Source organism: Amycolatopsis aidingensis (assembly GCF_018885265.1).
Classification (GTDB): domain Bacteria; phylum Actinomycetota; class Actinomycetes; order Mycobacteriales; family Pseudonocardiaceae; genus Amycolatopsis; species Amycolatopsis aidingensis.
The window spans coordinates 1,759,200-1,784,344 of record NZ_CP076538.1 but is presented as its reverse complement, the minus strand read 5'-3'; the positions used below and the strand labels follow the sequence as shown (position 1 = coordinate 1,784,344).

At 71.4% G+C, this 25,145-nt stretch carries 22 protein-coding genes and 1 riboswitch; of the genes, 10 read left to right on the top strand and 12 right to left on the bottom strand.

Annotated features, from left to right (window positions below):
* The first annotated feature begins 21 nt into the window (after positions 1–21).
* Positions 22–3,204: an arabinosyltransferase domain-containing protein gene (locus KOI47_RS08480; protein WP_232376626.1), complete on the top strand. Its 3,183-nt coding sequence runs from the start codon at positions 22–24 to the stop codon at positions 3,202–3,204.
* On the opposite strand, the gene KOI47_RS08475 is transcribed toward KOI47_RS08480, so the two are convergent.
* Genes KOI47_RS08475 through KOI47_RS08465 form a run of 3 tightly spaced genes read right to left on the bottom strand, consistent with a single transcriptional unit; the run spans position 3,188 to position 6,545 of the window.
* Positions 3,188–4,747, bottom strand: a complete 1,560-nt coding sequence (locus KOI47_RS08475) for a precorrin-2 C(20)-methyltransferase (RefSeq protein ID WP_216215437.1) — start codon at positions 4,745–4,747, stop codon at positions 3,188–3,190. The two genes, KOI47_RS08480 and KOI47_RS08475, sit on opposite strands and share 17 nt — an antisense overlap.
* Positions 4,747–5,370 (bottom strand): precorrin-8X methylmutase, encoded by a 624-nt coding sequence (locus KOI47_RS08470; RefSeq protein ID WP_216215436.1) that lies wholly within the window; start codon positions 5,368–5,370, stop codon positions 4,747–4,749. The genes KOI47_RS08475 and KOI47_RS08470 overlap by 1 nt, the downstream gene beginning before the upstream one ends.
* Positions 5,367–6,545 (bottom strand): precorrin-3B synthase, encoded by a 1,179-nt coding sequence (locus tag KOI47_RS08465; RefSeq protein ID WP_216215435.1) that lies wholly within the window; start codon positions 6,543–6,545, stop codon positions 5,367–5,369. The genes KOI47_RS08470 and KOI47_RS08465 overlap by 4 nt, the downstream gene beginning before the upstream one ends.
* 107 nt (positions 6,546–6,652) lie before the next feature.
* Positions 6,653–6,724: riboswitch (cobalamin riboswitch) on the top strand.
* 60 nt (positions 6,725–6,784) lie between these two features.
* Between KOI47_RS08465 and cobN the strand changes: the two genes are divergently transcribed.
* Positions 6,785–10,366 carry a cobaltochelatase subunit CobN gene (gene cobN / locus KOI47_RS08460; RefSeq protein WP_216215434.1) on the top strand — a complete coding sequence of 1,194 codons (3,582 nt, stop codon included), beginning with the start codon at positions 6,785–6,787 and terminating at the stop codon, positions 10,364–10,366.
* Positions 10,367–10,371: 5 nt separating this feature from the next.
* Here cobN and KOI47_RS08455 read toward each other — a convergent pair whose 3' ends face one another.
* Positions 10,372–10,596 carry a hypothetical protein gene (locus KOI47_RS08455; protein WP_216215433.1) on the bottom strand — a complete coding sequence of 75 codons (225 nt, stop codon included), beginning with the start codon at positions 10,594–10,596 and terminating at the stop codon, positions 10,372–10,374.
* Positions 10,593–10,784, bottom strand: a complete 192-nt coding sequence (locus KOI47_RS08450) for a hypothetical protein (protein WP_216215432.1) — start codon at positions 10,782–10,784, stop codon at positions 10,593–10,595. The genes KOI47_RS08455 and KOI47_RS08450 overlap by 4 nt, the downstream gene beginning before the upstream one ends.
* 136 nt (positions 10,785–10,920) lie before the next feature.
* Here KOI47_RS08450 and KOI47_RS08445 point away from each other — a divergent pair, with 136 nt between their 5' ends.
* Both KOI47_RS08445 and KOI47_RS08440 read left to right on the top strand, forming a co-directional pair.
* A complete protein-coding gene (locus tag KOI47_RS08445; protein WP_216215431.1) occupies positions 10,921–11,220 on the top strand; it encodes a Scr1 family TA system antitoxin-like transcriptional regulator in 300 nt (99 codons plus the stop codon).
* A 59-nt stretch (positions 11,221–11,279) separates the two neighbouring features.
* Entirely contained in the window at positions 11,280–12,020 is a 741-nt protein-coding gene (locus KOI47_RS08440; protein WP_216215430.1) for an ESX secretion-associated protein EspG, read from the top strand.
* Between the two features lie 22 nt (positions 12,021–12,042).
* Here KOI47_RS08440 and KOI47_RS35440 read toward each other — a convergent pair whose 3' ends face one another.
* Together KOI47_RS35440 and KOI47_RS08430 are read right to left on the bottom strand one after the other, a co-directional pair.
* Positions 12,043–13,830 carry an aminotransferase class V-fold PLP-dependent enzyme gene (locus tag KOI47_RS35440; RefSeq protein WP_232376625.1) on the bottom strand — a complete coding sequence of 596 codons (1,788 nt, stop codon included), beginning with the start codon at positions 13,828–13,830 and terminating at the stop codon, positions 12,043–12,045.
* The gene (locus KOI47_RS08430) at positions 13,827–14,486 is read right to left on the bottom strand and encodes an ArsR/SmtB family transcription factor (protein ID WP_216215429.1); all 660 of its coding nucleotides are present in this window, start codon (positions 14,484–14,486) and stop codon (positions 13,827–13,829) included. The genes KOI47_RS35440 and KOI47_RS08430 overlap by 4 nt, the downstream gene beginning before the upstream one ends.
* A 54-nt stretch (positions 14,487–14,540) precedes the next feature.
* Here KOI47_RS08430 and KOI47_RS08425 point away from each other — a divergent pair, with 54 nt between their 5' ends.
* Positions 14,541–15,143, top strand: coding sequence for a TetR/AcrR family transcriptional regulator (locus tag KOI47_RS08425; protein ID WP_216215428.1), 603 nt, complete (start codon positions 14,541–14,543; stop codon positions 15,141–15,143).
* Positions 15,144–15,166: 23 nt separating this feature from the next.
* Here the strand turns inward: KOI47_RS08425 and KOI47_RS08420 are convergent, their stop codons facing one another.
* Complete coding sequence (locus KOI47_RS08420; protein WP_232376624.1) at positions 15,167–16,378, bottom strand: helix-turn-helix domain-containing protein; 1,212 nt, start codon at positions 16,376–16,378, stop codon at positions 15,167–15,169.
* 426 nt (positions 16,379–16,804) lie between these two features.
* Here KOI47_RS08420 and KOI47_RS08415 point away from each other — a divergent pair, with 426 nt between their 5' ends.
* Entirely contained in the window at positions 16,805–17,458 is a 654-nt protein-coding gene (locus tag KOI47_RS08415) for a helix-turn-helix transcriptional regulator (RefSeq protein WP_216215427.1), read from the top strand.
* Positions 17,459–17,637: 179 nt separating this feature from the next.
* On the opposite strand, the gene KOI47_RS08410 is transcribed toward KOI47_RS08415, so the two are convergent.
* Positions 17,638–19,206 carry a peroxidase family protein gene (locus tag KOI47_RS08410; RefSeq protein WP_216215426.1) on the bottom strand — a complete coding sequence of 523 codons (1,569 nt, stop codon included), beginning with the start codon at positions 19,204–19,206 and terminating at the stop codon, positions 17,638–17,640.
* A gap of 55 nt (positions 19,207–19,261) precedes the next feature.
* Entirely contained in the window at positions 19,262–19,690 is a 429-nt protein-coding gene (locus tag KOI47_RS08405) for an SRPBCC family protein (RefSeq protein ID WP_216215425.1), read from the bottom strand.
* A gap of 109 nt (positions 19,691–19,799) precedes the next feature.
* Between KOI47_RS08405 and KOI47_RS08400 the strand changes: the two genes are divergently transcribed.
* Complete coding sequence (locus KOI47_RS08400; RefSeq protein ID WP_216215424.1) at positions 19,800–20,099, top strand: hypothetical protein; 300 nt, start codon at positions 19,800–19,802, stop codon at positions 20,097–20,099.
* Here KOI47_RS08400 and KOI47_RS08395 read toward each other — a convergent pair whose 3' ends face one another.
* Both KOI47_RS08395 and ilvD read right to left on the bottom strand, forming a co-directional pair.
* The gene (locus tag KOI47_RS08395) at positions 20,100–20,882 is read right to left on the bottom strand and encodes a 2-keto-4-pentenoate hydratase (RefSeq protein WP_216215423.1); all 783 of its coding nucleotides are present in this window, start codon (positions 20,880–20,882) and stop codon (positions 20,100–20,102) included.
* On the bottom strand, positions 20,879–22,570 hold the full coding sequence (gene ilvD / locus KOI47_RS08390; RefSeq protein WP_216215422.1) for a dihydroxy-acid dehydratase: 1,692 nt from the start codon (positions 22,568–22,570) through the stop codon (positions 20,879–20,881). Before ilvD ends, KOI47_RS08395 begins: the two co-directional genes overlap by 4 nt.
* 121 nt (positions 22,571–22,691) lie before the next feature.
* Here ilvD and KOI47_RS08385 point away from each other — a divergent pair, with 121 nt between their 5' ends.
* The 3 genes from KOI47_RS08385 (at position 22,692) to KOI47_RS08375 (ending at position 24,878) form a co-directional block, all read left to right on the top strand.
* Positions 22,692–23,387 (top strand): hypothetical protein, encoded by a 696-nt coding sequence (locus KOI47_RS08385; protein WP_216215421.1) that lies wholly within the window; start codon positions 22,692–22,694, stop codon positions 23,385–23,387.
* Positions 23,348–23,935: a GNAT family N-acetyltransferase gene (locus tag KOI47_RS08380; RefSeq protein WP_232376623.1), complete on the top strand. Its 588-nt coding sequence runs from the start codon at positions 23,348–23,350 to the stop codon at positions 23,933–23,935. The genes KOI47_RS08385 and KOI47_RS08380 overlap by 40 nt, the downstream gene beginning before the upstream one ends.
* A gap of 97 nt (positions 23,936–24,032) precedes the next feature.
* A complete protein-coding gene (locus tag KOI47_RS08375) occupies positions 24,033–24,878 on the top strand; it encodes an SMP-30/gluconolactonase/LRE family protein (RefSeq protein WP_216215420.1) in 846 nt (281 codons plus the stop codon).
* Positions 24,879–25,145 lie beyond the last annotated feature (267 nt).

Here is a 25,145-nt window from a genome sequence, read left to right as displayed (position 1 = left end):
TGTTGGCTAGCGTTGCCCCCGATGCGGCTAGCCATGTTCTCCAACTCCGAGGTTCTCGACGAGTCGCCTGCCCCGGCGACCGCGAGACCGGATGTTGTGTCGCCGCGCACCCGGTGGTGGCGCCGGCTGGCGGTCGTACTCGGCCTGCTCTCCGCGGCCTGCGCGCTGGCCTTCCCGTTCCTGCCGGTGGTGCAGGACACCGCCAGGATCAGCTGGCCTGCCGGTACCGACACCCGGCCGGTCAACGCGCCGCTGACCGGCTACTGGGCGCAGGAAATGCGGGTGACGATCCCGTGCGAGACGATGCGGTCGCTGGACGCCCGCACCCCTGGCGACGCGCTGCTGTTCTCCACCGTGCCCGCCGCCCGCACCGACGAGGGCGCGGGTATGCAGCTGCGGATCGACAACAACCTGCTGGTGGTGTCCAACCGCGGGGAACAGATCGCCCGGCAGCCACTGCCCCCGCAGGACTGCGGGGTGCAGGTGGTCTCGGACGCCACCAGGACCACGGTGAGCGTGGCCGGAACGCCGATCCACGACGAGGACGGGGACGTCCGGCCCCGGGTGGTCGGCATCTACTCCGAGATCGACTCCGCAGGGGACCCCACCGAGGGGCTGGGCGTGTCGATCACCCCGGACACCAGGTACCAGTCCTCGCCGACCACGCTGAAGGTCGTCATCGGGGTACTCGGGGTGCTGGCCCTGCTCGGCTGCCTGATCGCGGTGAACCGGTTGGACAGCGGGGTCGCCCGCAGGGCACCGCGGTGGGCGCCGATCGGCTGGTGGCATCTGACCACGCGGGACGTCACGGTGATCGCCGCGCTCGGCGCCTGGGTGTTCATCGGGCCGGTCACCTCGGACGACGGCTACATCCTCACCATGGCCAGGGTGGCCGACGAGGTCGGCTACCTGACCAACTATCACCGCTGGTTCGGGGTGGCCGAGGCACCGTTCGGCTGGTTCTACCACGTCTACGAGCTGATGACGCAGGTCAGCACGGTGCCGCCGTGGATCCGGCTGCCCTCCTTCCTGCTCGGAGTGATCAGCTGGTTGCTGATCAGCCGGGAGGTGATGCCCCGGCTGGGCAAGGAGGTCCGGGTCAGTGGCGCGGCGGCCTGGGCCGCGGCGGCGGTGTTCCTGGTCTGGTGGATGCCCTACAACAACGGCGTGCGTCCGGAGCCGGTGGCCGCGGTCGGTTCGTTGCTCGCGTTGTGCGCGGTGGAGCGGGCGCTGGTCACCCGCAGGCTGCTGCCCCTGTGTCTCGGCCTGCTCGCGGCCGCGTTCACCCTGGCGGCCACCCCGACCGGGCTGATCGCCGTGGCGCCGTTCATCGTGGCCGCGCGGCCGCTGTTCCAGCTGCTGCGGCAGCGCGCGCGGGCGAGCAGCTGGGTGCCGGTGCTCTCGCCGATCCTCGGCTCCGGGCTGCTGGTGCTGGTGGTGGTGTTCGCCGACCAGACCTTCGCCACGGTCACCGAGGCCACCCGGCTGCGCAGCCTGGTGGGTCCCAGCCTGTCCTGGTTCGAGGAACTGTTCCGCTACGAGCTGCTGTTCAGCTCCAGCGCGGACGGCTCGGCGGCCCGCCGGTTCCCGGTGCTGCTGCTGATCCTGTGCACCGGCACCTGCCTGGTGGTGCTGCTGCGCAGGGGCCGGATCCCGGGAGCGGCGCTCGGGCCGAGCCGTCGGCTGATCGCCACGGTGGCCCTGTTCTTCCTGCTGCTGGCGCTCACCCCGACCAAGTGGACGCACCACTTCGGCGCCTTCGCGGCGGTGGGCGCGGCCATGGCGGCGCTCACCGCGCTGGCGACCAGCACCAACGTGCTGCGTTCCCGGCGCAACCGGGCCGCGTTCGTCTCCGGGCTGCTCGTGGTCGCGGCGCTGGCGGTCACCGGGCCGAACGCCTACTGGTTCGTGTCCGACTTCGGCGTGCCGTGGGCTGACCGCGCTCCCATGATCGGCGGCCTTGGCCTTTCCACCATCCTGCTGATCGGCGCGGCGGCCGTGGCCGTGGTCGCCTTCATCGAGAACGTGCGGGCCCAGCGTCCCGGGCTGCCGCCACCTCCGCCGGAGGGCAGGGGACGCGCGCTACGGTTCGGCTCACTGTCCCTTGTGGTCGTCTGCGGCCTGGTTGCTGCCGCCGAGTTCGCCAGCATGACCGCGGCGATCACCGGGCAGCACCACAGTTACAGCCTCGGTGAGGCCAATGTGGAGCACGTGTTCGGCAAGAGCTGCAACCTCGCCGATCACGTGATGGTGGAGCGGGACCCGATCTCCAGCATGCTGGCCCCGCTGCCCGCCGGGCAGCAGGCGACGGTGGCGGACGAGTCCGCGGCCCCTGGCGACCTGCCGGACAACGACGAGGGCAACGGCGCCACCCAGACCGGTTTCCACACCCAGGCCGCGCTGACCGACGATCCGATCGCCGAGCCGCCGCACGGGTTCACCACCGGCACGGTCGCCATGTGGAGCAGCTACGACGAGCGCACCACCCCGACCGGCCAGTTGCGCACCGAGTGGTATGACCTCGCCGAGCGGCCCGCGGGCGGGCAGCTGGTGGTGGCCGTGGCCGCGGCGCCGGGCAAGGCGACCAGCGTGCGGGTCGAGTTCGGCAGGCCGACTCCGGAGGGCATCCGGGTGGTCGGGAACCGGCAGGTGCTTGGCACCGGCGGCGGGGTCGGCGGCTGGGGCGATGTCCGGCTGAACCTGGACGAGGCGCCGCAGGGTGCGACGGCGGCGCGGATCGTGGCCGCGGACGACGACTTCACCGAGGACGGCTGGGTCGCGGTGACCGCACCCAGGGTCCCGACCTTCACCACCCTCACCGACAAGGTCGGCGACAAGCCGGTCTACATGGACTGGCCGACCTCCTTCGTCTACCCGTGCCTGGTGCCCGCCGCCTCGCACGACGGGATCGCCGAGGTGCCCGAGTACCGGCTGACCGCGGCCAACCTCGCACCGGAGGCGGACTGGGCCAGCAGCAAGGGCGGCGGGCCGAACGGCTGGCTCGAGGAGGTGGCCGACCAGCCCGAGGTGCCGAGCTTCCTTGCCAACGAGCCCGAGCGGACCTGGGGCCGGTTGCTGGCCGTCGAGCCGTACGCGAAGGAAACCGCGGAACCGGTGATCACCAGGGGCCAGGAGGTCCGGCCGGGCTGGTGGTCCCCTGGCCCGGGACCCAGCCAGCCGGACGGGACTACGCCGACCCGCTGACCGGCTCCCCGTAGTGCCGCGGGGTCCAGACCGTGTCGGCGCCGTCCGCGCCTGCCCGCACACGGGTGCGCGAGGAGCCGACGATGAGCAGGCAGCGCATGTCCACTTCGGACGGATCGAGGGTGCCGAGGGTGCGTACCCGCACCGACTCATCGGGCCCGCCGACGTCCCTGGCCACCACCACCGGGGTGTCCGCGGCGCGGTGCCGCAGCAGCACCTCCACCGCGGCGGCCAGCTGGGTGGTGCGGCTGCGCGAGGCCGGGTTGTAGATGGCCAGCGCCAGGTCGGCTGCGCCCGCGGCGTCCAGCCTGCGCTCGATGATCTCCCACGGCTTGAGCCGGTCGGAAAGCGAGAGCACGCAGTAGTCGTGCCCGAGCGGGGCGCCGACCCTGGCCGCCGCGGCCTGCGCGGCGGTGACCCCGGGCAGGACCCGGACCCCGACGCCGGTCCACTGCTCGTCCTCGGCCTGTTCCAGCACCGCGGAGGCCATCGCGAACACTCCGGGGTCGCCCGAGGACACCACCGCGACCCTGGCGCCCTGACGGGCCAGTTCCAGTGCCTCCAGCGCGCGCTCGGCCTCCACCCGGTTGCCGGAGGCGTGCCTGCGCTGGCCCGCCCGCTGCGGCACCTTGGCCAGGTAGGGGCCGTAGCCGACGAGATGGTCGGCCGCGGCCAGCGCCTGCTCGGCCTCCGGGGTCAGCCAGTCCGGGCCGGCGGGGCCGAGGCCGACCACCACGACCTCACCGGCTCCTGCGGTCTCCGGCCGCCGCTGCGGCTGCCCGGCAGGCTCGGCGCTGCCGGAGGTCCGCGCGGCGTAGGCCGGGCTCGGCACCACGGCGAGCGAGAAGTACGGCACGCTCGCCGGATCGACATCGGCGAAGGGCTCCACCCGCTGCGTCTGCCAGGTGGCCCGCTCCACGTAGCAGGCTTCGTCCAGCCTCCCCGACTCGGCGAGCGCGCGGTGCACCGAGTCGAAGGTGCGGCCGAGCTTGAGCACGGCCGCCGCCTCGGTGTCGGCCAGCCTGCGGGCCAGCTCCGGCGCGGGCAGCGTGCCGGGCAGCAGGGTGAGCACCTCGTCCCGCTGCACCAGTGGCCTGCCCAGGACGGCGGAGGCCGCGCTCACCGAGGTCACCCCGGGCACGACCTCGGCAGGGTAGCGATCGGCCAGCCGCTCGTGCATGTACATGTAGGAGCCGTAGAAGAACGGGTCGCCCTCGCACAGCAGCACCACGTCCCGGCCCGCGTCCAGGTGCTCGGCCAGCCGTTTCGCGCTCAGTTCGTAGAACTCGGCGATGGCGCCCTCGTAGCCCCCCGGGTGGTCGGTGGTCTCGGTGGTCACCGGATAGACCAGTGCCTCCTCCAGCTGCCCTTCGCGCAGGTACGGCTCGGCCACCGAACGCGCGATGCTGCGCTTGTGCGGCGCACTGTGGTAGGCGATCACGTCCGCGGCCCCGATCAGCCGCGCGGCCTTGACGGTCAGCAGCTCGGGGTCGCCGGGACCGAGGCCGACCCCCCACAGGGTGCCGGTCGCCGCGGTGTCCATCACTCCACCTCCGTGGCGATCGCGTTCACCGCGGCCACCGCCAGCGCGCTGCCGCCGCGGCGGCCCTGGACCACCAGGTACGGGGCGGGTGCCCGGTGCGCCAGCTCGGTCTTGGACTCGGCGGCACCGACGAAGCCCACCGGCACGCCGATGATCGCGGCGGGCACCCCCGCGCCCTCCTCGATCAGCTCCAGCAAGCGGAACAGCGCGGTCGGCGCGTTGCCCACGGCGACCACCGCACCGGCGAGCCGGTCCCGCCACAGCTCGAGCGCTGCGGCCGAGCGGGTGGTGCCCATCCGCTCGGCGAGTCCGGGCACACTCGGGTCGGACAGCGTGCAGATCACCTCGTTGGCCGCGGGCAAACGCTTCCGAGTGATCCCGCTGGCGATCATCTCGGCATCGCACAGGATCGGCGCCCCCGCTTCCAGCGCGGCCCGGCCGGCCTCCACCACCTCCAGCGAGTAGCGCAGGTCCTCGACCAGGTCGACCATCCCGCAGGAGTGGATCATCCGCACCGCGACCACCGCGAGGTCATCGGGCAGGATGCCGAGGTCGGCCTCGTCCCGGATGGTGGCGAAGGAGTGGCGGTAGATCTCCGCCCCGTCCCGGATGTAGTCGATCACACTGTCCCTTTCTCTACCAATGAATCCGCGAGCTCGGCGGTCGGTACCCAGCTACCGTCCACCCGGTAGCCGTTCCCTTCGGCGAGCACGTCGGCGTGCTCGCCACGGGGCCGCCCGCACCGCCGCTCGCAGCCGGCGAAATGGGCCCGGGTTCCCGGCGGCAGCACCGGGAGCACCGCCCGCGCGTCGGCCCGGACGTCGGCATGGGACTTCGCGCAGCCCGGATGGCCGATGCAGGCGCTGATCCCGGCCGCGGGCTCGGCGGCGGTCACCACCAGCCCGGCACGTGCGAGCACCCCGGTCTCCGCGCAGTCCGGCAGCAGCAGGGTGCGCCACGGGGTCACCACGGCCTCGGTGACCAGCTCGGCGACCAGCCGCAGCACGGAGGCAGGCAGCCGCCCGAAAACCGGAGCCACGCAGGTCGCGTACCCGCCCCGGTGCTGGGCGTACCGGCCGGGCTCCAGTCCCGGTGTCACCGGCAGCGTGACCGGTTCGGCACGCGCGGCGAACCCGGCCAGCGCGGACACGATCTCCGCGGAGTCCCGCAGCTCCCGGAGCCGCCAGGCCGCCTGCTCACCCTCGCCACGCGCGGTGAGGAAGGTCTCCGCCGCGGTGACCAGCGCCGGGACCGCGTGGGTGGCTGGCACCCGCAGTCCGTGATCGATCCCGGCCAGCAGCAGTGCACCGGTCTCGGCGTCCAGCGCCCGCCAGCACAGGTCGGCGCCCTCGGCCGCCACGTCACCACGCCCGTCGTCCAGTGCGAACAGGAAGCGGCCGGGCAGCCCGGCCAGTGCGGGGCTGGCCAGGACCGCCCGGTCCAGCTCGCGCACCTGTTCCCGCACGTCCAGCAGGCCACCGAAGTGGCCGCTGGCTGGCGAGGCGAGGTAGTTGCGCACCCGCTCGTGCTCCGTCCCGGGCAGCAGGCCCGCCTCGGTCAGCCGTCTGGCGAGCGCGGGTTCCGCCGCGGGTAGCCCGCGTAGCTGCACGTTCGCCCTGGATGTGAGATGCACCGCACCATCGCCGAACTCCTCGGCCACCCCGGCGAGTGCGCGCAGCTGGGCCGCGCCGATCATGCCGCCGGGCAGCCGCACCCGCGCCAGCGCGCCGTCGGCCGCGTCATGCGTGGCCAGCACGCCTGGGCAGGCGTCAGCGCGGGTACGAGCGGGAGAGGGCATGCCCATCACTCTAAGAGACGCCCCCGCCTCCTCCCGAGCCAACGTCACCTTGACTCGGGTACCGCTGTGACCGGAGAGTGAACGTCGACCAACGCGCGTCGGCAGTGGAGGAACCCGGTGCAAGCCCGGGGCCGTCCCGCGACTGTGACCGGGTGTGCACGCCCGGGAGCCAGGAACTCCGGCCGACGTGAGCCCGCGAGCGGGGGCGAGGACACCCCCGGGAGGAGCACCACCGCGTCATGATCCTGTTGCTGTCCACTTCGGACACAGATCTGCTGAGTGCCCGCGCGAGCGAGGCAGGCTACCGGATGGCCAACCCGGCCCGCCTCGACCTCGCCGAGCTGCCCGGCCTGCTGGCCGAGGCACAGATCGTGGTGGTGCGCATCCTCGGCTCCGAGCGCGCCTGGCAGGAGGGGCTGGACCAGGTGCGGGCCAGCGGCAAGCATGTGGTGGTACTCGGCGGCGAGCAGGCCCCGGACGCGGAGCTGATGAAGCTGTCCTCGGTACCGGCGGGCATCGCCACCGAGGCACATGCCTACCTCGCGCAGGGCGGCCCGGAGAACCTCACCCAGCTGCACCGGTTCCTCTCCGACACCCTGCTGCTCACCGGGGACGGTTTCGAGCCGCCCATCCGGCAGCCGGAGTGGGGCGTGCTGGAGCGCCCCGAGTCGCGGGCCGAGGGGCCCGTGGTCGCGATCCTGTACTACCGGGCGCACCACCTTTCCGGGAACACCGCGTTCGTGCACGTGCTGGCGGACGCGGTGGAGCGCGCCGGCGGGCGCCCGCTGCCGGTCTACTGCGCCTCGCTGCGCAACCGCGAGCCCGCGATGATGGACGAGCTGCGCAAGGCCGATGCCCTGCTGGTCACCGTGCTCGCCGCGGGCGGGACCCGGCCCTCGCAGGCCGGTGCCGGCGGGGACGACGAATCCTGGGACATCGCCGAGATGGCCGCGCTGGACATCCCGATCCTGCAGGCGCTCTGCCTGACCAGCGACCGGGAGACCTGGCTGGACAACGACGAGGGCCTTTCCCCGCTGGACGCTGGCAACCAGATGGCGGTGCCGGAGTTCGACGGGCGGCTGATCACCGTGCCGTTCTCGTTCAAGGAGATGGACGACGACGGCCTGCCCCGTTACGCGGCGGACGCCGAGCGCGCGGGCCGGGTGGCCCGGATCGCGCTGTCGCACGCGCGGTTGCGGCACACTCCCCCGGCCCAGCGCCGGATCGCGCTGATGCTCTCGGCCTACCCGACCAAGCACTCCAGGGTCGGCAACGCGGTGGGCCTGGACACCCCCGCCAGTGCGGTGGAGCTGCTGCGCCGGATGCGCGCGCAGGGCTACGACCTCGGCGCGGAGCCGTTCCCCGGGGTCGAGCCGACCGGGACCGACCAGCCGGACGGGGACGCCCTGATCCATGCGCTGATCGCCGCTGGCGGGCAGGACCCGGAGTGGCTGACCGAGGAACAGCTCGCCGGTAACCCGATCCGCATCCCGGCCGCCCGCTACCGCGAGTGGTTCGCCCAGCTGCCGCAGGACCTGCGCGAGCAGATGACCGAGCACTGGGGTCCGGCGCCGGGCGAGCTGTACGTGGACACCACGCACGATCCCGATGGGGAGATCGTGCTCGCCTCGCTACAGGCGGGCAACCTGGTGCTGATGATCCAGCCACCGCGCGGGTTCGGGGAGAATCCGGTGGCGATCTACCATAACCCGGATCTGCCGCCAAGCCACCACTACCTGGCCGCCTACCGCTGGCTGGAGCAGGAGTTCGGCGCGCATGCAGTGGTGCACCTCGGCAAGCACGGTTCGCTGGAGTGGCTGCCAGGCAAGACCGCGGGGCTTTCGGCCTCCTGCGCGCCGGACGCGGTGCTCGGCGACCTGCCGATGATCTACCCGTTCCTGATCAACGACCCCGGCGAGGGCGCACAGGCCAAGCGCAGGGTGCACGCGACCATCGTCGACCACCTGGTGCCGCCGATGGCCAGGGCGGAGAGTTACGGCGATATGGCGCGACTGGAGCAGCTGCTCGATGAGTACGCCAACATCTCCGCGATGGACCCGGCGAAGCTGCCCGCGATCCGCGCGCAGATCTGGACCCTGATCCAGGCTGCCAAGCTGGACCACGACCTCGGGGTGAGCGAGCGGCCGCACGACGCGGAGTTCGACGACTTCCTGTTGCATGTGGACGGATGGCTGTGTGAGGTGAAGGACGCGCAGATCCGGGACGGGCTGCACATCCTCGGCGCGGCGCCGACCGGCGAGGCCAGGGTGAACCTGGTGCTGGCCATCCTGCGCGCGCAGCAGATGTGGGGCGGCAACCAGGGCGCGGTGCCCGGCCTGCGTTCGGCCCTCGGGCTGCGCGAGGACGCCGATTCCTCCACAGTGGACAAGATCGAGCAGCGGGCCCGCGAGCTGGTCGAGGCGATGGAGGCTGCGGACTGGTCGGTGGACGCCGTTCCGGAGGCGGAGTCCGAACCGGTGCGGCAGGTGCTGCGATTCGCGGCCGCCGAGGTGGTGCCCCGGCTGGCGGGCACCAGCGGTGAGCTGGACGCGGTGCTGCACGCGCTGGACGGCGGCTACATTCCGGCAGGGCCGAGCGGGTCGCCGCTGCGCGGGCTGGTGAACGTGCTGCCGACCGGGCGCAACTTCTACACCGTTGACCCGAGGGCGATCCCGAGCAGGCTGGCCTGGGAGACCGGGCAGTCGCTTGCCGACTCGCTGCTGCAGCGCTACCGCGAGGATACCGGGCAGTGGCCCAGCTCGGTGGGACTGTCGGTATGGGGCACCTCGGCCATGCGCACAGCGGGGGACGACGCGGCCGAGGTACTGGCGCTGCTGGGTGTGCAACCGGTGTGGGACGAGGCATCCCGGCGGGTCACCGGGATCGAGGCGATCCCGCTGGCCGAGCTGGGCAGGCCCAGGGTGGACGTGACCGTGCGGATCAGCGGCTTCTTCCGGGACGCCTTCCCGCACGTGATCGACCTGATGGACGACGCGGTGCGGCTGGTGGCCGGGCTGGACGAGCCCGAGTCGGAGAACTTCGTCCGCGCCCACACCCGCGCCGAGCTGGACCGGCACGGTGACCAGCGGCGCGCCACCACCCGGATCTTCGGCTCCAAGCCCGGTTCGTACGGGGCCGGGCTGCTGCCGCTGATGGACTCCGGGAACTGGCGCGACGACGCCGACCTCGCCGAGGTGTACGCGGTGTGGGGTGGCTACGCCTACGGCCGCGATCTGGACGGCGCACCGGCGCGGGAGGACATGGAGAACTCCTACCGGCGGATCGTGGTGGCGGCCAAGAACACCGACACCCGCGAGCACGACATCGCCGACTCCGACGACTACTTCCAGTACCACGGCGGCATGATCGCCACCGTGCGCGCGCTGACCGGGACGGCACCGGCCTCCTACATCGGCGACAGCACCACCCCGGACGCGGTGCGCACCAGGACGCTGAACGAGGAGACCGCGCGGGTGTTCCGGGCCAGGGTAGTCAACCCGCGCTGGCTGGCCGCGATGCGCAAGCACGGTTACAAGGGCGCGTTCGAGCTGGCCGCCACGGTGGACTACCTGTTCGGCTTCGACGCCACCGCGGGGGTGGTGGACGACTGGATGTACCAGAAGCTGACCGAGTCCTACGTGCTGGACAAGGAGAACCAGGACTTCCTCAGCAAGGCGAATCCCTGGGCGCTGCGCGGGATCATCGAGCGGCTGAACGAGGCCGCCGACCGCGGCCTGTGGGCCGAGCCCGATCCGGACCTGCTGGAGCAGATGCGCGAGGTGTACCTGCGGATCGAGGGCGACCTGGAAGCCCAGGAGTAGCCCGGCTACCGCAACGGGGGCAGGGCGGCCGAGACGGTGGCCAGCAGCACGTCGGCCACCGTCTCGGCGACCTCGGGGACCGCGACGAACTGGCCGTAGGCCGGATCGACCAGCCACAGCAACTCCCGCTCGTCGTCCACATAAACCGTGCCGCGCTCCGGCCGGCCGGGATTGGTGACGGCCAGTCCGGCGATGGCGGTCATCGCGATCTCGTCGGGGTGCACTGTCATACTCGCCGACATCCCGGCCGCGCGTCCGTGGGGCGCAGCCACAGTTCGACGCCCCAGGCGCTCACCCGCAACATGCCGCCGGGAGTCGCCATCCGGCCGCAGGCATCCGGATCTCCCACCACCAGGCCCCTTCCGGCCAGAACGGTGGCGACCCGCTCGGCCGCGCTGTGCTGCTCGGTCATCGGCATGGCAACTCCCTCGATCGCTGGTGTCGGCTGCGTCACATAGGTTCTGGGGACGAGAGCTGGCGCTCGCACGTGATGCCGCCGGTCTCAGCCAGGAGACACTTGCCGGCAGGCCTACGTGTCGTAGTCGCTGATCGCCATGTGGGAGACCGGCCGCCGTTCCCCCAAGACCGAGGATCTCGCCCGCTGCGAGGAAATCCTCGGCAGCAACGGCTATTTGTCTCGCCTGCTGACCGAGCTGGTGTCCCCCGAGGTGGCGCACGAGTGGCTGGACCGCTGGATCGAAGTCGAGTCCCGAGCCACCACCCTGCTGTCCTTCCAGCCCACGGTGGTTCCTGGGTTGTTGCAAACCGAGGCAGGACTCCGAGCACGAACGCAAGTACGTCCAGGCCAGCGACGAGCATTTCGCACTGCTCGGGACCGGCGAGAAGCTGCGTGACCCGGAGGCCGGCTTCGCGGTGCCCCGCCCACCATCGGCGGGCAAACCATCGGCGGGCAATGACCGAGGGCTACCAGCCGGTTCCGTTACCCCGGCTGGCGCTGTTGCACACCTGGGCGGAGGAAGGGCTCGGCGAGCCGCATCCGGTGCTCGGCAGCGAGGGCTGCTACGTTCGCGGCTCCGTGCGTGCCGAACTGGCCCGGCTCTCCGCGCGGTGGTACGAGGAACTCGGCCTCGCCGATGGCGGGCGCCTCAGCCCGCGGTTCCGCCGGATGCTGCACACCCTGGCCGACGGCGCCCGCGAGGTCTACTGCTGGAGCGGTTTCGCCGACCCGGCCAGGGACCAGGCCGTCCTGGTGTCCATGCGGGAGGAGCGGGCCGTGCGGCTCGTCGTCAAAGGCGGGCTGGCCTGGCTGGACGCCGTGGACGCGCGGCGGTGGCCGGAGGAGTTCCTTGCCGTGCTACCCGAGGTGCCGCCCGCACCGGTCCGCCCGGTCAGCGTCAGCAGGGCCGAGTTCGAGGGGACCGCGCCGATGGACGTGCTCGCCAAGTCCGACCCGGCCGGGGAGCTACGGGAGTGGCTGAGCGCCGAACGGGACGCGGTACATCAGCTGTACGTCCTGGTGCGCGAGCCGGACGGGCGGTGCGTGCGGAGCCTGCCGCTGCCTGTGCTCGACCTCGTGGACCACGGTCGTATCCTCACCTTCCTCGGTGACGGCGAGCACGGCCGCACGGTCAACCTGCGCCCCCGCGACACCGACGAGATCGCCGCGACCCTGCTGGCCACCGCCGAAGCCTGATGTTCGGGGCACGCTGACCGGCCTATCGCGGCCGGGTCTGCGTGACCCGCCACAGGCGGCGCGGCAGCTCGCCTTCCTCGAAGGCATGCACCTCACCCAGGTGCCAGCCGTCGGCGAGCGTGTCGACCAGGTTCCGGTCGAAGAAGTGCACCGCGAACCCGCCGTGCTCGAAGATGTTGTCGCCGTGGGCGATGCCGCTGCCGTAGTGCGCGTCGCCGGTGTGCCGGGCCGTGTACACGAGCACGCCGCCGGGCACGAGGACCCTGGCGATCTCGGCCACCGCGGCGTGGATCTCCTCGGTCGTCAGGGCCATGCACAGCAGCATGTGCGCGAACACCGCGTCGACGCTCGCATCCGGCAGCGGCAGCGGCCGGCGCACGTCGTGCACGGCGGTGGTCACCTCCCCCGCCACGCCCGTCCGGTCAGCTGTGCCGCGGAGCTGGTTCAGGGCGGTGGCGCTGAAGTCGGTGGCGTGCACGGTGAACCCGGACCGGGCGAAGAAGATCGCGTCCCGGCCGTGTCCGGCTCCCAGTTCCAGCACACGCCGCGCCCCCGCGTCCCGGAAGGCCGCCGCGGCATGCACCGCAGGGGCTGAGGGCTGGTCGCCGTACATCCCGGGATGCCGCTGATACGTGTGCTCCCAGTGCGCCCGCCTGGTCGCGGTGGTGAGCAGGTCGGCCGCCCGGTCGACGTCCTCGGCAGTGGTCCAGCGGCCGAGGGAGAGCCGGAGCGCGGCGAGACCGCGGTCGGTGTCGATGCCCATGGCCGCAAGCACGGGCGAGGGTTGATGGTCGCCGGAGTGGCAGGCCGAGCCGGTGGAGGCCGCGATCTCGGGCACGGCGGCGAGGAGGTCGTGGCCCAGGGTGCCGGTGATGCTGATGTTGAGGGTGTTGGGCAGCCGCTGCCCGGGTGGGCCGTTGAGCAGCACCCGCTCGGGCAGGGCGTGTTCGAGCCGGGTGTGCAGCCGGTCCCGCAGGCGCCGGAGGTGATGGTGGCCTCCGTCGGCGAGTTCGGTCGCCGCGAGTTCCGCGGCGGTGCCCAACGCGACGGCGAGGGCGACGTTCTCGGTCCCGGAACGCAGGCCGCCCTCCTGACCGCCGCCGTAGACCAGGGGTTCCAGCTCGAGCCCGGGGCGCAGGTAGAGGGCGGCAACTCCCTTGGGGGCGTACATCTTGTGGCCGACCACGGTCACCAGGTCGACGCCCGAGGCGGTGACGTCCAACGGGATCTTGCCCGCGGCCTGGGCGGCGTCGCAGTGCACCAGCGCGCCGTGCCGGTGAGCAATGCGGGCCAGCTCGCCGAGCGGTTGCAGGGCCCCGGTTTCGTTGTTGGCGGCCATCACCGACACCAGCACCGTGGCCGGGGTGAACGCGGCGGCCAGTGTGTCCGGGTCGACAAGGCCGTCGCCGTCGACGGGCAGATAGGTCACGTCCACGCCGTACAGGCGTTGCAGGGCACGGCAGGCTTCCAGGATGCCGGGGTGTTCGGTGCGCGGGGTGATCACATGCGGGCGCTCGACCCCGCTGGCCAGGACCACCCCGCGGAGGGCGAGGTTGTCGGCCTCCGTGCCCGAGCCGGTGAACACGACCTGCCCGTCATCCGGGGCGGCGAGCAGCGCGGTGATCTGGCCTCGGGCGCGAGCCAGTGCCCGCCGGGGTTCCTGGCCGTAGTGGTGGCCGCTGGAGGGGTTGCCGAACCACCCGGTCAGGTAGGGCAGCATCGCTTCGGTCACCCGCGGGTCGACCGGGGTGGTGGCGTTGTAGTCCAGCAGGATCGGGCCCTCGGTCAGGGCGGGATGTGTCGCGGTCATCGGGCACCGCCCTCGACGGGCAGCTCGGCAAGGCGCCATTCGAGCATGCCGTCGGCGAGCCGGCTGGCGGGCCGCCCCTGGTCGGCAAGCAGCCGCACCGCGTCGGGTGCGAGTACGCACTGCGCGCCGCGACAGTAGGCGACGATCTCGGTGCCCTCCGGAAGCTCGTCGAGCCGGTCGGGCAACTCGTCGAGCGGGATGTTGAGCGCCCCGGGAATGTGCCCCGCCGCGTACTCCACCTTGGGCCGCACGTCCAGCACGGTGACCTCACCCCGATCGGCACGCGCCAGCAGCTCCGCCCGCGTCACCCGTTCCACTTCCGGGCCGAGGAAGGCGGTGACCGCGGCGGTGACATCCGCAAGGTGCGTGGTCGCCACATCCCGCACGGCGGCATAGAGCGCGGCGACCTCGGAGCTGGCCAGCTGGTAGAACACGCGGGTGCCCTCCTTGCGCGTCGCCACCAGACCTCCCTGTTTCAGGGTTTGCAGATGCGCCGAGGTCGTGGTCACGCCGAGGCCCGCGGCGCGGGCCAGCCCTTCCACCGTGCGCTCGGCCTGCGCGAGCAGATCCAGCAGCTCGAGGCGTTTCCCGCTGGCCAGGGCCTTGCCGACCCGGGCGATCTGGTCGAACACCATCGGCTTGGTCACGGCATCCATCAAGTCCTCCAAAAATCCATGGAATACCGTAGCACGAGGTGCCCCGATCGCCGGATGTCTGCCAGCATCGACACCGTGACCGGGAACGATGGCAACGCGCGGACGAGCCCGCAACGCGAGAAGCTGCTCGCCGCCGCCGTGCAGTACTTCGCCGAACACGGACTCGCCGACATCAGCCTGCGCGGCCTCGCAGCCGAGCTGGGCACCAGCCATCGGATGCTGATCTACCATTTCGGCTCCAAGGAGGGCCTGCTCGTGGCGGTGGTGCGCGCGGTGGAGGCGCGGCAGCGCGCCGTACTCACCGAACTGGCAGCCGACTCCGGCCTCACCCCCGGCGAACAGGCCCGGCGGATGTGGCAGCAGCTCGCCGACCCGGCGACGCACCCGCATGCCCGGTTGTTCTTCGAGCTGTACGGCCAGGCGCTACAGGGCAGGGAACACACCACGCCCTTGCTGGAAGGGCTCGTGCATACGTGGCTTGGCCCGCTCACCGCGCTCGCCGAGCGGGCCGGGATGCCGCCGGAGCGGGCCCGCGCACACGCCAGGCTCGCCCTGGCCACGGCCCGCGGCCTGGTCCTCGACCTGCTCACGACCAACGACCGCGAAGCCGTCCAGGACGCGGCCGAGCTGTTCTTCGCGACGTACGCCACGACATGACGCGCGCTGGGAGGCCCGGTGCGTCATTCGCGGCTCTCCTGGACCGGGAGCAGGCCCTGGGCCTTGAGGGCGAGCTCCAGTTCGAGGCGCCGCTCGGGGTCGGTGAGCCGGTCACCGAACAGTTCGTGCAGCTGGCGCATCCGGTAGCGGATCGTCTGCGGATGGACGTCGAGCTCGGCGGCCAGCTCCGCGGCGCTGCCCCGCACCCGCAGCCAGCCGAGCAGGGTCTCGCTCAGCCGGGCACGCTGGTTGCCCTTCAGCCCCGCCAGCGGCGCCAGGCTGCGCGTGCACAGCTCGCGGAGCAGGAACTGGTCACTGGAAACGCACAGCGTGACGAGGTGCTCCTCGCAGCGGACGAACGGACCAGCCAGCACGTTCCTGCGCATGAGTTCCAGCGCGCGCCGCGCGCAGCGCAGGGACAGCGCGGCGTCGCCGAGCCGGACCCTGGGACCCATGGCGACCCGCCACCCGGTCACTCCCTCGGTCAGGCTGGCGAGGTCCTCCGCCGAGTCCCCGGCGAGGCGTGGCTCGGCGTGCTCGAGGTCGACGAGCGTGGCCTCGGACAGCTGGGGAAAGGCCCGGTGCCGCCGCTCGGCGCCGGGTTCGAGCGCGACGGCCACGACCCGCTCCGGCGGCGCCCACCTGGCGGCGGCCGCGAGCTCGGCCAGCTCGTCCGGGCTCGCGGGCGGGTCGGCCACGATGGCCGCGAGCAGCTTGCGCCTGCGCCCGGCGACCGTGTCGAGGCTGCGGGCCCTCGCGGCGGTGTGGCCCTCGACCGAGATTGCGGACACCTCGTCGACGTAGGTGAACAGCGCCTCCGCGGTGCGGCACAGCAGGCCGGTGGAGAATCCGCACGCCTGGCCGCGCGTCGCGATGTACTGCCACGCCACCCGGCCGGCCACCCGGTAGGCGGTGAGCAGGTGGTCGATGCTGCGCCCGTACTCGAACTCCAGCTCGCCCAGCCGCCGGAACAGCTGCGTGCCACGGCTGCGCGGCACCCGGTCACCGACGTCGTCGATCGCCCACAGGATCGCCTGCTCGATGTACCCGACCACCGTCCGCTGGTACGTGCCGTCCAGCAGCCGCGCGTACACCGGGACCTCGCGCAGGATCTCCCGCATGATCGTCCTGCCCAGCTCCCTGGCGAACGGGCGGAACTGCTCGCCCGCCGTCCGCGGCATCGCCGACCACACCATGGCGGCCTTGCCGAGCCCGCCCGGCTTCACGTCCCTCACCTGCTACCTCCATACCGCGGAAGGTGAAGCGGCCCGCTGGAGGCCGCAACCTAAGTTCGGCCGGTGAACGGTGTCAACGGCACGCCGATCACGGCTACGGGCGGCGGTATAATGCCGTGCGGAATCGGCAGAGTTGTCAGCCCGGTGACAAAAGCGAACGGTCGCGCCGCGGCGTACGGCGACGAAATCATTCGATGTGGCAGGCCCGTCCGGCCGGGCGGCGGCCAGGGAACAGACCTGTCAATCGCCCGTTGCAGGCTTTCCCACGCCCGGTCCCGAGTTTTGACAAACGTGGAGCACGAGCGGTCCGGTCGCTCATCACGAAACCAACGAATCGTTTCCTTCCCGCCACCCGCAGGCGTCCGAAATTGACCGGTTCCCGCGGCAGGGAGCACGCTTCGGGCACTGACCGGAGCGGAGGTGACGATGGCCGGCCCGTTGAGAGTGGTCCTGCAGCACCGGCTGAACCTCGTTCGTGACCTGCTGGCGTGGTACGCCGCACAGCAGCCGGGTTTCCGCGTGGTGGCCTGCGTGGACCGGCCGACGGCGCTGCTGTCCGCGTGTAACCGGACCAAGGTGGACACCGTGCTGCTCGAGTCCGGACGTACGCCGTGGGACGTGACCGAGCTCGTCATGGTGCTAAGGCAACTACACCACGTGCGGGTGGTCGCCCTGTACTCCACAGTGGCCCGTGCCGAGTTTGCACCGGAAGCCGACCGGCTGCGGCAGTCGGGGGTGGCCGAGCTCGTCGCCTACGACGACGGGCCGACCGCCGTGCTCGCCGCCCTGCGGGACCTCGGGCCGCATCCGGTCATGCGCGTCCCGCCCGGCCCACGGGCCCCCGAGTCCCGGTCCGAGCCGCAACCGCTCACCAGGCGCGAGGCTGAGATCCTGCACTGCGTCGCGCGTGGACTCACCGTCCGGCAGACCGCGGACGTACTCGGGGTCACCGAGCGGACCGTGCACAGCCTGCAGGGCCAGCTGTTCCGCAAGCTCGGCGTGCGGAACCGGCGGTCGGCACTGGCGGTCGCGCTGCGCCATGGCTCCGTGTCCATCGGTTCGACACGGGAGGACGACTAGTGCCGCCGCACAGAACGTTGCCGCTGTTACGGGTTGCCCGCCGGGGGTGCCCTGAACGTGGCTTTCCGGACGCTCACCGTCGCGAACGGCACATCCGAGACATCTGACGTCTCGAATGCCACGTTCAGGGCTCTTCGGGCGATTAGCTAGGCAACGTTGCTTGATGCGGCACTAGGGGGCTACCAGCGTTGTTCCAGCGTCCGCTTCCCGCCGGCCCGGCGACTGGCCGGGTCCACCCCGGCGAACGTCAGCAGGTCGGTCATCCGGAACCGGTCCTGCGACCGGCGCGGCAACGTCGGCCGCCAGCCGGCGTGGGCCAGGTAGGACTCCGGGTCGGTCTGGATCAGACCGATGATCACCTCGGCGACGATCCGGCCACCCATCGGGCCGAGGTACAGCCCGTTCGTGAGTACCTCGGCCTCCTTGAGGACGTAGTACCACAGCGGTGTGCTGTGCTCGAAGCCGACGCCGAGCTCATGCAGCTCGGCGAGGTCGTCCCCGCGCAGCACGGGTGTCCGCATCAGCTCGGCGACGTCCTGCCCGGACGGCAGCGACCAGGTGAGCTGACGAAGCAGGTTGCGCTGGGCGAGGACGGTCGGCTGGTCCCTGGTCGGGATGGTGGCCAGCGGCAGGGTGAACAACGGAGTGGACAGTCGGGTGTCGATGCGCTTGTTCGGCCGCACGTTGCCGTCACCGAAGTCGAAGAAGACCTCCCAGCCGATGAACCTGCGCGGTGCGCGGGCACCCCCGCGGAGGTCGTCCGGGTCGACCCGGCCCTCGCTGTCCGGGTCGAAGATGAAGCCGAAGAACGGCTCGCCGCCGAGGTTGCCGAACAGGTTGGCCGCGTAGGAGGGGCGCACCATGCTGTGCCCCATCCGGTAGGCGGCGGCCTGGAACTCGACCGGTATGAAGTGCTCGCCCGGCTGCGGACGGAAGTACTTGCGTCCGTTGTGGAGTATGTCGTCCACCAGCGCCTTGCCCACGAACAGCGGCAGGAACTCGTTGACCACCAGCCACTGGTAGTGCCGGACGATGTCGAGCCTCGCCCGCTCGAACACCGAGCCGCCACCGGGCCGGTCCGCGCGCAGTTCGTCCACCCTGCGGTTGTGCGCAAGCAGGAACGCCGCGTGCAGGCCCGCGACCATCAGGTTCTCGTCGTTGCGCGGATCGGCGACGAGGGCGACCCGACCGTCGTCCCTTGGCAGGTCCTCGAACCGGCCGCCGAACCCGACCTTGAACTTGTCCAGGTCGTGCGGAAGGTAGAGCTGCGGCGCGACCGACGGCCCGCCGCCGTACACCGAATCCAGATCAAGCCGGGGGTCGCGGCGGTTACGGGTCTCCTCGGGGCGGCGCGGGATGGCGAGCTTGGAGTCGACGTCGAAGGTGACGTCGTGGTCGATGAACTGCCCCATGAAATGGGTGCCCGCGGTGTGCGTCGTGTTGTTCGGGTTGTTCCGGCTGGCCTCCGGATCGGTGATGAGGCGTTCGGGTCCGAGATGCAGCGGATCGGTGGCGTCCAGCTGCCCGCCCGGCTCACCCAGCCGCCGCAGGGCGGCCCGCACCTCGAAGGTGTTGTCCGCGAAGGGCGGGAGGTCGAACAGCCTGCCGAACCGTTCCGGCGATGTGGCCGCCTGCCGGGCCGCGTGCGCGCAGGGTGGCCGGACGACGGCCGCGCCCAGCACGCTGGCGCCCACGCCTCCGACGACGCTTCGCCTGCTCAGTTTCGGGTGTTCGCGAGGGGTCGGCACGGTCACCACCTCCAGCGCTGATTCTGTGCCCGGCCGGAACCCGTGCCCAAAACACTTAGTACGGCGCGTCTTCCGCCGCGCGCTTGAGGCCCTCCGCCTCCATGGTGAGGTAGCGGCGGGTCACCGTGCCCAGCAACAGCCCGATCACCGCGCCGAACGGCCCGCGTTGTTCCAGGCCGAGCAGCACGGTGACCGCGCCGTCCCCCTCGGGCACCAGCACGTGGCTACCCGTGGTCGTCACCCCGGGGCCACGGGCGACCCACGTGAACTCGCGCCCCTCGGTGAACTCGGTGACCTGCCACACCTGCGCGAGCAGGCCGGGCTGCTTGACCACGGCCCGGCTACCGGCCCGCAGCGGTCCTTCCCCGAGCAGCCGCACGGAGGTCATCGAGCTGGTCCATTTCGGCCACTGCTCGACGTCGGTCAGCGCCGCCCAGACCGCGGCCGGGTCGGCGTCGACCCGGCGGGACACCTCGAACCTCACGGCTCGAGTGTACCACTTGGTACATCGAATCCATCCCGGACGGCAGCATGCCCGGCCACGGCGTGCCGCCTCGCGCATATCGCGGTGTGGCCTGGCACGATGGCTCACCGTGACGGCTACGACCTTTCCCACCTGCGAGACGGACGGCTGCGACCAGCAGATCTATCTCAAGCCGGATGAGCGAACGGTGTGTGAAGCCTGCCGGCTGCGCGGCGGCCCTCCCCCGCCGAAGGTCACCGGCGAGGAGGGCAAGCAGCTCGACGAGGAGCAGCGCGTCCGCGACTACCTGGCCGGCATGGAGCCGGAGCGTCGCCGGTGGAACGTGGACAACCTGGCGCAGTTCAACACGGCGATGGCCGAGCAGTGGTCGCGGATCCTCGCCGAGATGGAGCAGCCGGACGGCGCCTGATCACCCCGCGATGCGGGCGCGCACGGTGCCGAGTTCGCCGAAGTCGGCCACCACCTCGTCGCCGGGCCGGATCGGCAGCGGCTTGGTCGTGCTGCCGGTCGCGATCAGCTCCCCCGCGCGTAGCCGCGTGCCGAGCCGGGGCAGCTCGATGGCGAGCCAGTGCAGTGCCTTGCGGGGATCGCCGAGCACCAGCTCACCGCTGCCGTGCTCGGCCGCCGGGCCGACCCGCAGCGAGACCGGGTGCCGCACCAGGTCCACCTCGGCCCACTCCCGGACCTCCCGCCCGATGATCATGCGCCCGGCACAGGCGGCGTCGGCGACCAGTTGTGGCCCGCCCACCTGGTCGAACCGCTCGTAGCGCGAGTCCGGTAGCTCGATCGCCAGGTGTACGGCGCCCACCGCGGCGAGTACATCGTCCACCGAACGCACCTCGGCGGGTTCCAGGTCCGCGCCGAGCACGAACGCGAACTCGGCCTCCGCGACGCCCATGTGCAGGGTGTCCGCCGGAACGGTGTCCCCGTTCTGGTGCTGGAACCGCTCCAGCAACCTGCCCGCCAGCGGGCCGTCCACCCCGAGGAATGCCTGCCCGCCAGGGCCGGTGGCCGCGATCTTCCATCCGTAGCCGGGTCCGGCGAGCGTTTCCACGGCCAGCTGCACCGCCATGCCCTCGGCAAGATCGCCCGGCCGGTCGGCCGCGGCCACGGCGTCCAGCCGATACCCGTCCCGCCAGGCGGCCCACAGCTGCTCCGCCGCCCGCCCTCGCTGATCGCCTTCGGAAGTCATGAGCACACCGCCCCCTGCGCCGCCGAACCGACCAGCTTGGCGTACTTGCTCAGCACGCCGGTGCGCCGCGGCACCTTCGGCAGCTGCCAGCCCTCCCGGCGCCGGTCCAGCTCGGCCTCGTCAATCCGCAGGTCCAGCGTGCGGGTGGCCATGTCCAGCACGATCGGGTCGCCGTCCCGGACGAAGGCGATCGGGCCGCCGTGCGCGGCCTCCGGCGCCACGTGCCCGATGCACAGCCCGGTCGTCCCGCCGGAGAAGCGGCCGTCGGTGAGCAGCAGCACGTCCTTGCCGAGCCCGGCACCCTTGATCGCGCCGGTGACCGCGAGCATCTCCCGCATGCCGGGACCGCCGCGGGGCCCCTCGTAGCGGATCACCACCACGTCCCCGGCCTTCAGCTCGCCCAGGGCGTCCATCGCAGCCTGCTCCCCGTCGAAGACGCGCGCGGTGCCTTCGAACCGGGCGGAGTCGAACCCGGCGCTCTTCACCACCGCACCCTCCGGGGCGAGGGTGCCGTGCAGGATGGTCAGCCCGCCGGTGGGGTGAATCGGGTCGGCGAGCCTGCGCAGCACCGAGCCGTCCAGCTCCGGCGGCGCCAGCTCGGCCAGGTTCTCCGCCACCGTGCGCCCGGTGACCGTGACGCAGTCGCCGTGCAGCAGCCCGGCGTCCAGCAGTGCCTTCATCACCACCGGCACCCCACCGACCCGGTCCACCGCGGTCATCACATGCTTGCCGAAGGGTTTGACATCGGCCAGGTGCGGGACGCGGTCACCGACCCGGGTGAAGTCGTCCAGGGTCAGCTCCACCTCGGCCTCGTGCGCGATGGCCAGCAGGTGCAGCACCGCGTTTGTGGAGCCGCCGAGGGCCATCACCACGGCGATCGCGTTCTCGAATGCCGCCTTGGTGAGGATCGACCGCGCGGTGAGCCCGTGCCGCAGCATCTCGACCACGGCCTCCCCGCTGGCGCGGGCGAACCGATCCCGCCGCCGGTCCACCGAGGGCGGGCTGGCCGAGCCCGGCAGCGACATGCCGAGCGCCTCGGCCGCGCAGGCCATGGTGTTCGCGGTGTACATACCGCCGCAGGCGCCCTCGCCGGGGCAGATCGCCCGCTCGATCCGGTCCACCTCGTCCCGTGAGATCAGCCCCCGTGCGCAGGCGCCGACCGCCTCGAACGCGTCGATGATGGTGACCTCGCGGCCGTCCACCGTGCCGGGCAGAATCGAACCGGCGTAGAGGAAGACGGCGGCCACGTCCAGCCTGGCGGCGGCCATCAGCATGCCGGGCAGGCTCTTGTCGCAGCCGGCCAGCAGTACCGTGCCGTCCATCCGCTCGGCCTCCATCACCGTCTCCACCGAGTCGGCGATCACCTCGCGGGAGACCAGGGAGAAATGCATGCCCTCGTGCCCCATCGAGATCCCGTCGGAGACCGAGATGGTGCCGAACTCCATCGGGTACCCACCCCCGCCGTGCACGCCCTGCTTGCTGGCCTCGGCGAGCCGCTGCAACGAGAGGTTGCACGGAGTGATCTCGTTCCACGAGGAGGCGATCCCGATCTGCGGCTTCGCGAAGTCCTCGTCACCCATGCCCACCGCACGGAGCATGCCCCTGGCCGCGGCGCGCTCCATGCCGTCGGTGACCTCGCGGCTACGCGGCTTCACATCGGCTGCTGGTTGCGATTCGTTGGCCGTCATGCCCAGATCATGCCGCACCCCTCGACCCACGGCGCGGCGCCGGGGTCCCTGTGCTTACCGCACCCCGTGGACGGGGGTAATTGGGCTGCACAACCGTGACCGGCCGGGTGACGATGGCGAGATGAAAACGCTGGAGCGGGTACGGCCGGACCTGAACGTCGCGTTGAACGAGGCCGCCGTCGTCGGGCTCCGGCCGCGGCCGGACAACCGGGTCGAGTTGCTGCTGCACGTGCTGGCCCTGCCTGAGCAGGGCCCCGTCGATCCGGACACCCGAAGGGCCTTGATCCTGTCCGGGGTGTCGGAGGTACGGGTGCTGCTGCGCCGGGAGTACCCGGGCGCCACCCGGTCCGATGGCCCGGCGATCCCGTTGCGGGACTACGGCGAGGTCGAGGACTTCTTCGCCGCGATCGGTTTGTGCGGCACGATGTACGGCTGGGAGTTCCTGGACTGTACCGATCCGGCCGACGACTGGCCCTCCGTGGCCAGCCTGGATATCCGCACGAACGCGACGCCCGGAGCACACTCGTTGTACTGGTTCAACGAGTGTGGTCTCGACAACGAAGACAGCGGATACGTGCCGTACTGCATCGAGGGTGTCATCGAGTTCGCGGAGCTGACGGTGGAACGCTTCGACGGCACGCCGATGGCCGTGGAGGATTTCGTCGCGGCGGGGAAACGGTGGTGGCGAGCCATGCCCGAGGAGGACCCGCGAGTGTCCCCGGATGCGCAGGCCACCCAGCCCCCGTCACCGCGATGGCGCTCGGCAGGAGCGCCCGCATGCGGTACCCGCCTCATATCTGGCGGTCGCGCACGATGACCCGGCTTGCCTGGCCATCGGCCCCGCCGGAGTTCCGGAACGTGCGGCTGCGCGCCTTCACGAACAATGACGTGGGCATGGTGCTGGACCTGTCCACCGATCCTTACCTGCCACAGATCGGTTCACTGCCAGGCAACGCCGACGCCGAGCAGGCACATGCCTATATCGAGCGGCAGCACGAACGGCTCGGTACCGGGGCCGGGTACTCCTTCTGCGTCGCGGACCGGCGCACCGACGAGGCGCTGGGTGTGATCGGCCTGCATCTGGCATCCATCGCCGCGGGCCGGGCGAGCGCGGGGTATGCCGTCGCGCCGCGCAGCCGGGGGCGCGGGATCGCGGGCCAGGCGCTCACCGCGCTGACCCGGTTTGCCTGGTCCGTTCCGGGGGTGCACCGGGTGGAGCTCTACATCGAGCCGTGGAACCTGAGCTCGGTGCGCACGGCCGAGTTCGCGGGATACGAGCGCGAGGGGCTGCTGCGTAGTCACCAGGAGATCGGCGGCAGCCGGGTGGACATGCTGTTGTACGCGGCGACCAGATCAGCCGATTAGAAACCGGACGATCGGGTTGTCGATCCGGCGGCCAGTCGTTCGTGTAGGTACCGAAGACGGTGCCGGCACGAGCCGGCTGAGCAAGGAGGAACGGATCATGCCCGAGCTGAAGACGCTGGTCGATGGCCTGGTCGTCGGTGAGTCGCCGCGCTGGCACGACGGCAGGCTGTGGTTCGCCAACTGGGGCATCGCGCAGCAGATCGTCGCCGCGGACCTGGACGGCAGCACCGAAGTGATCGCGCGCGGCCCGAAGGCCGCCGGGTACTGCATCGACTGGCTGCCCGACGGCCGCATGCTGGTGACCGGTGCGGACGAACTGCTGCGGGTCGAGGCAGATGGTTCCCTGGTCCAGCACGTGGACCTGCGCGGGACCGCCGACACGCTGAACGAGATCGTCGTGGACGACCGCGGCAACAGCTACGTCAACAGCGTCGGCTTCCACTTCGCCGAGGAGGACTTCCGCCCCGGGTCGATCCTGCTGGTCACCCCGGACGGGAAGGCCCGCAGGGTGGCCGAGGACATCTGGTTCCCCAACGGCATGGTCGTCACCCCGGACAACTCGACCCTGATCGTGGCGGAGAGCTGGGCAGGCAGGCTCACCGCGTTCGACATCGGGCCGGACGGCAGCCTTTCGCACCGCAGGGTGTGGGCCGAGGTCGGCGGCGACGGCATCACCATGGACGCCGAGGGCGCGATCTGGACCTCCGATGTGGTCGAGGACAAGCCCGTGGCGCGGCGGGTCCGCGAGGGCGGTGAGGTACTCGACCAGTTCGAGCTGGACGGTGCCTGCTTCGCCTGCATGCTGGGCGGCCCGGAAGGCAGGACCCTGTTCCTGATGGTGGCGGACTGGCGAGGCGTGGAGAGGATGGGCGAGCTGTTCCAGTCCCACACCGGCCGGGTGCTCACCACGGAGGTGGGTCTCCCCCGCGCCGGATTCCCCTAAGCCGACTGCTGATACTCACGCGAAAAACGGTTGACGATATCCACCAGCTCACGAACGAGCTCCAGCGCAACCGAATATTCGGGGCCTGCGAAGTAAGTTCGCTCGGCAGGCTCCATCGAACCGCCTATCAAAATCGTCCGGCATTGCCGACAGGCCGGGATGGCTGGCCTTGTTCCGAAGGAACTCGACAATCCAGCAAAAAATTCCGCTCGATGCATTCCAGAGCTGATAATCCTGCAACGGGACCGCATCGGGTGAGTCAATTGA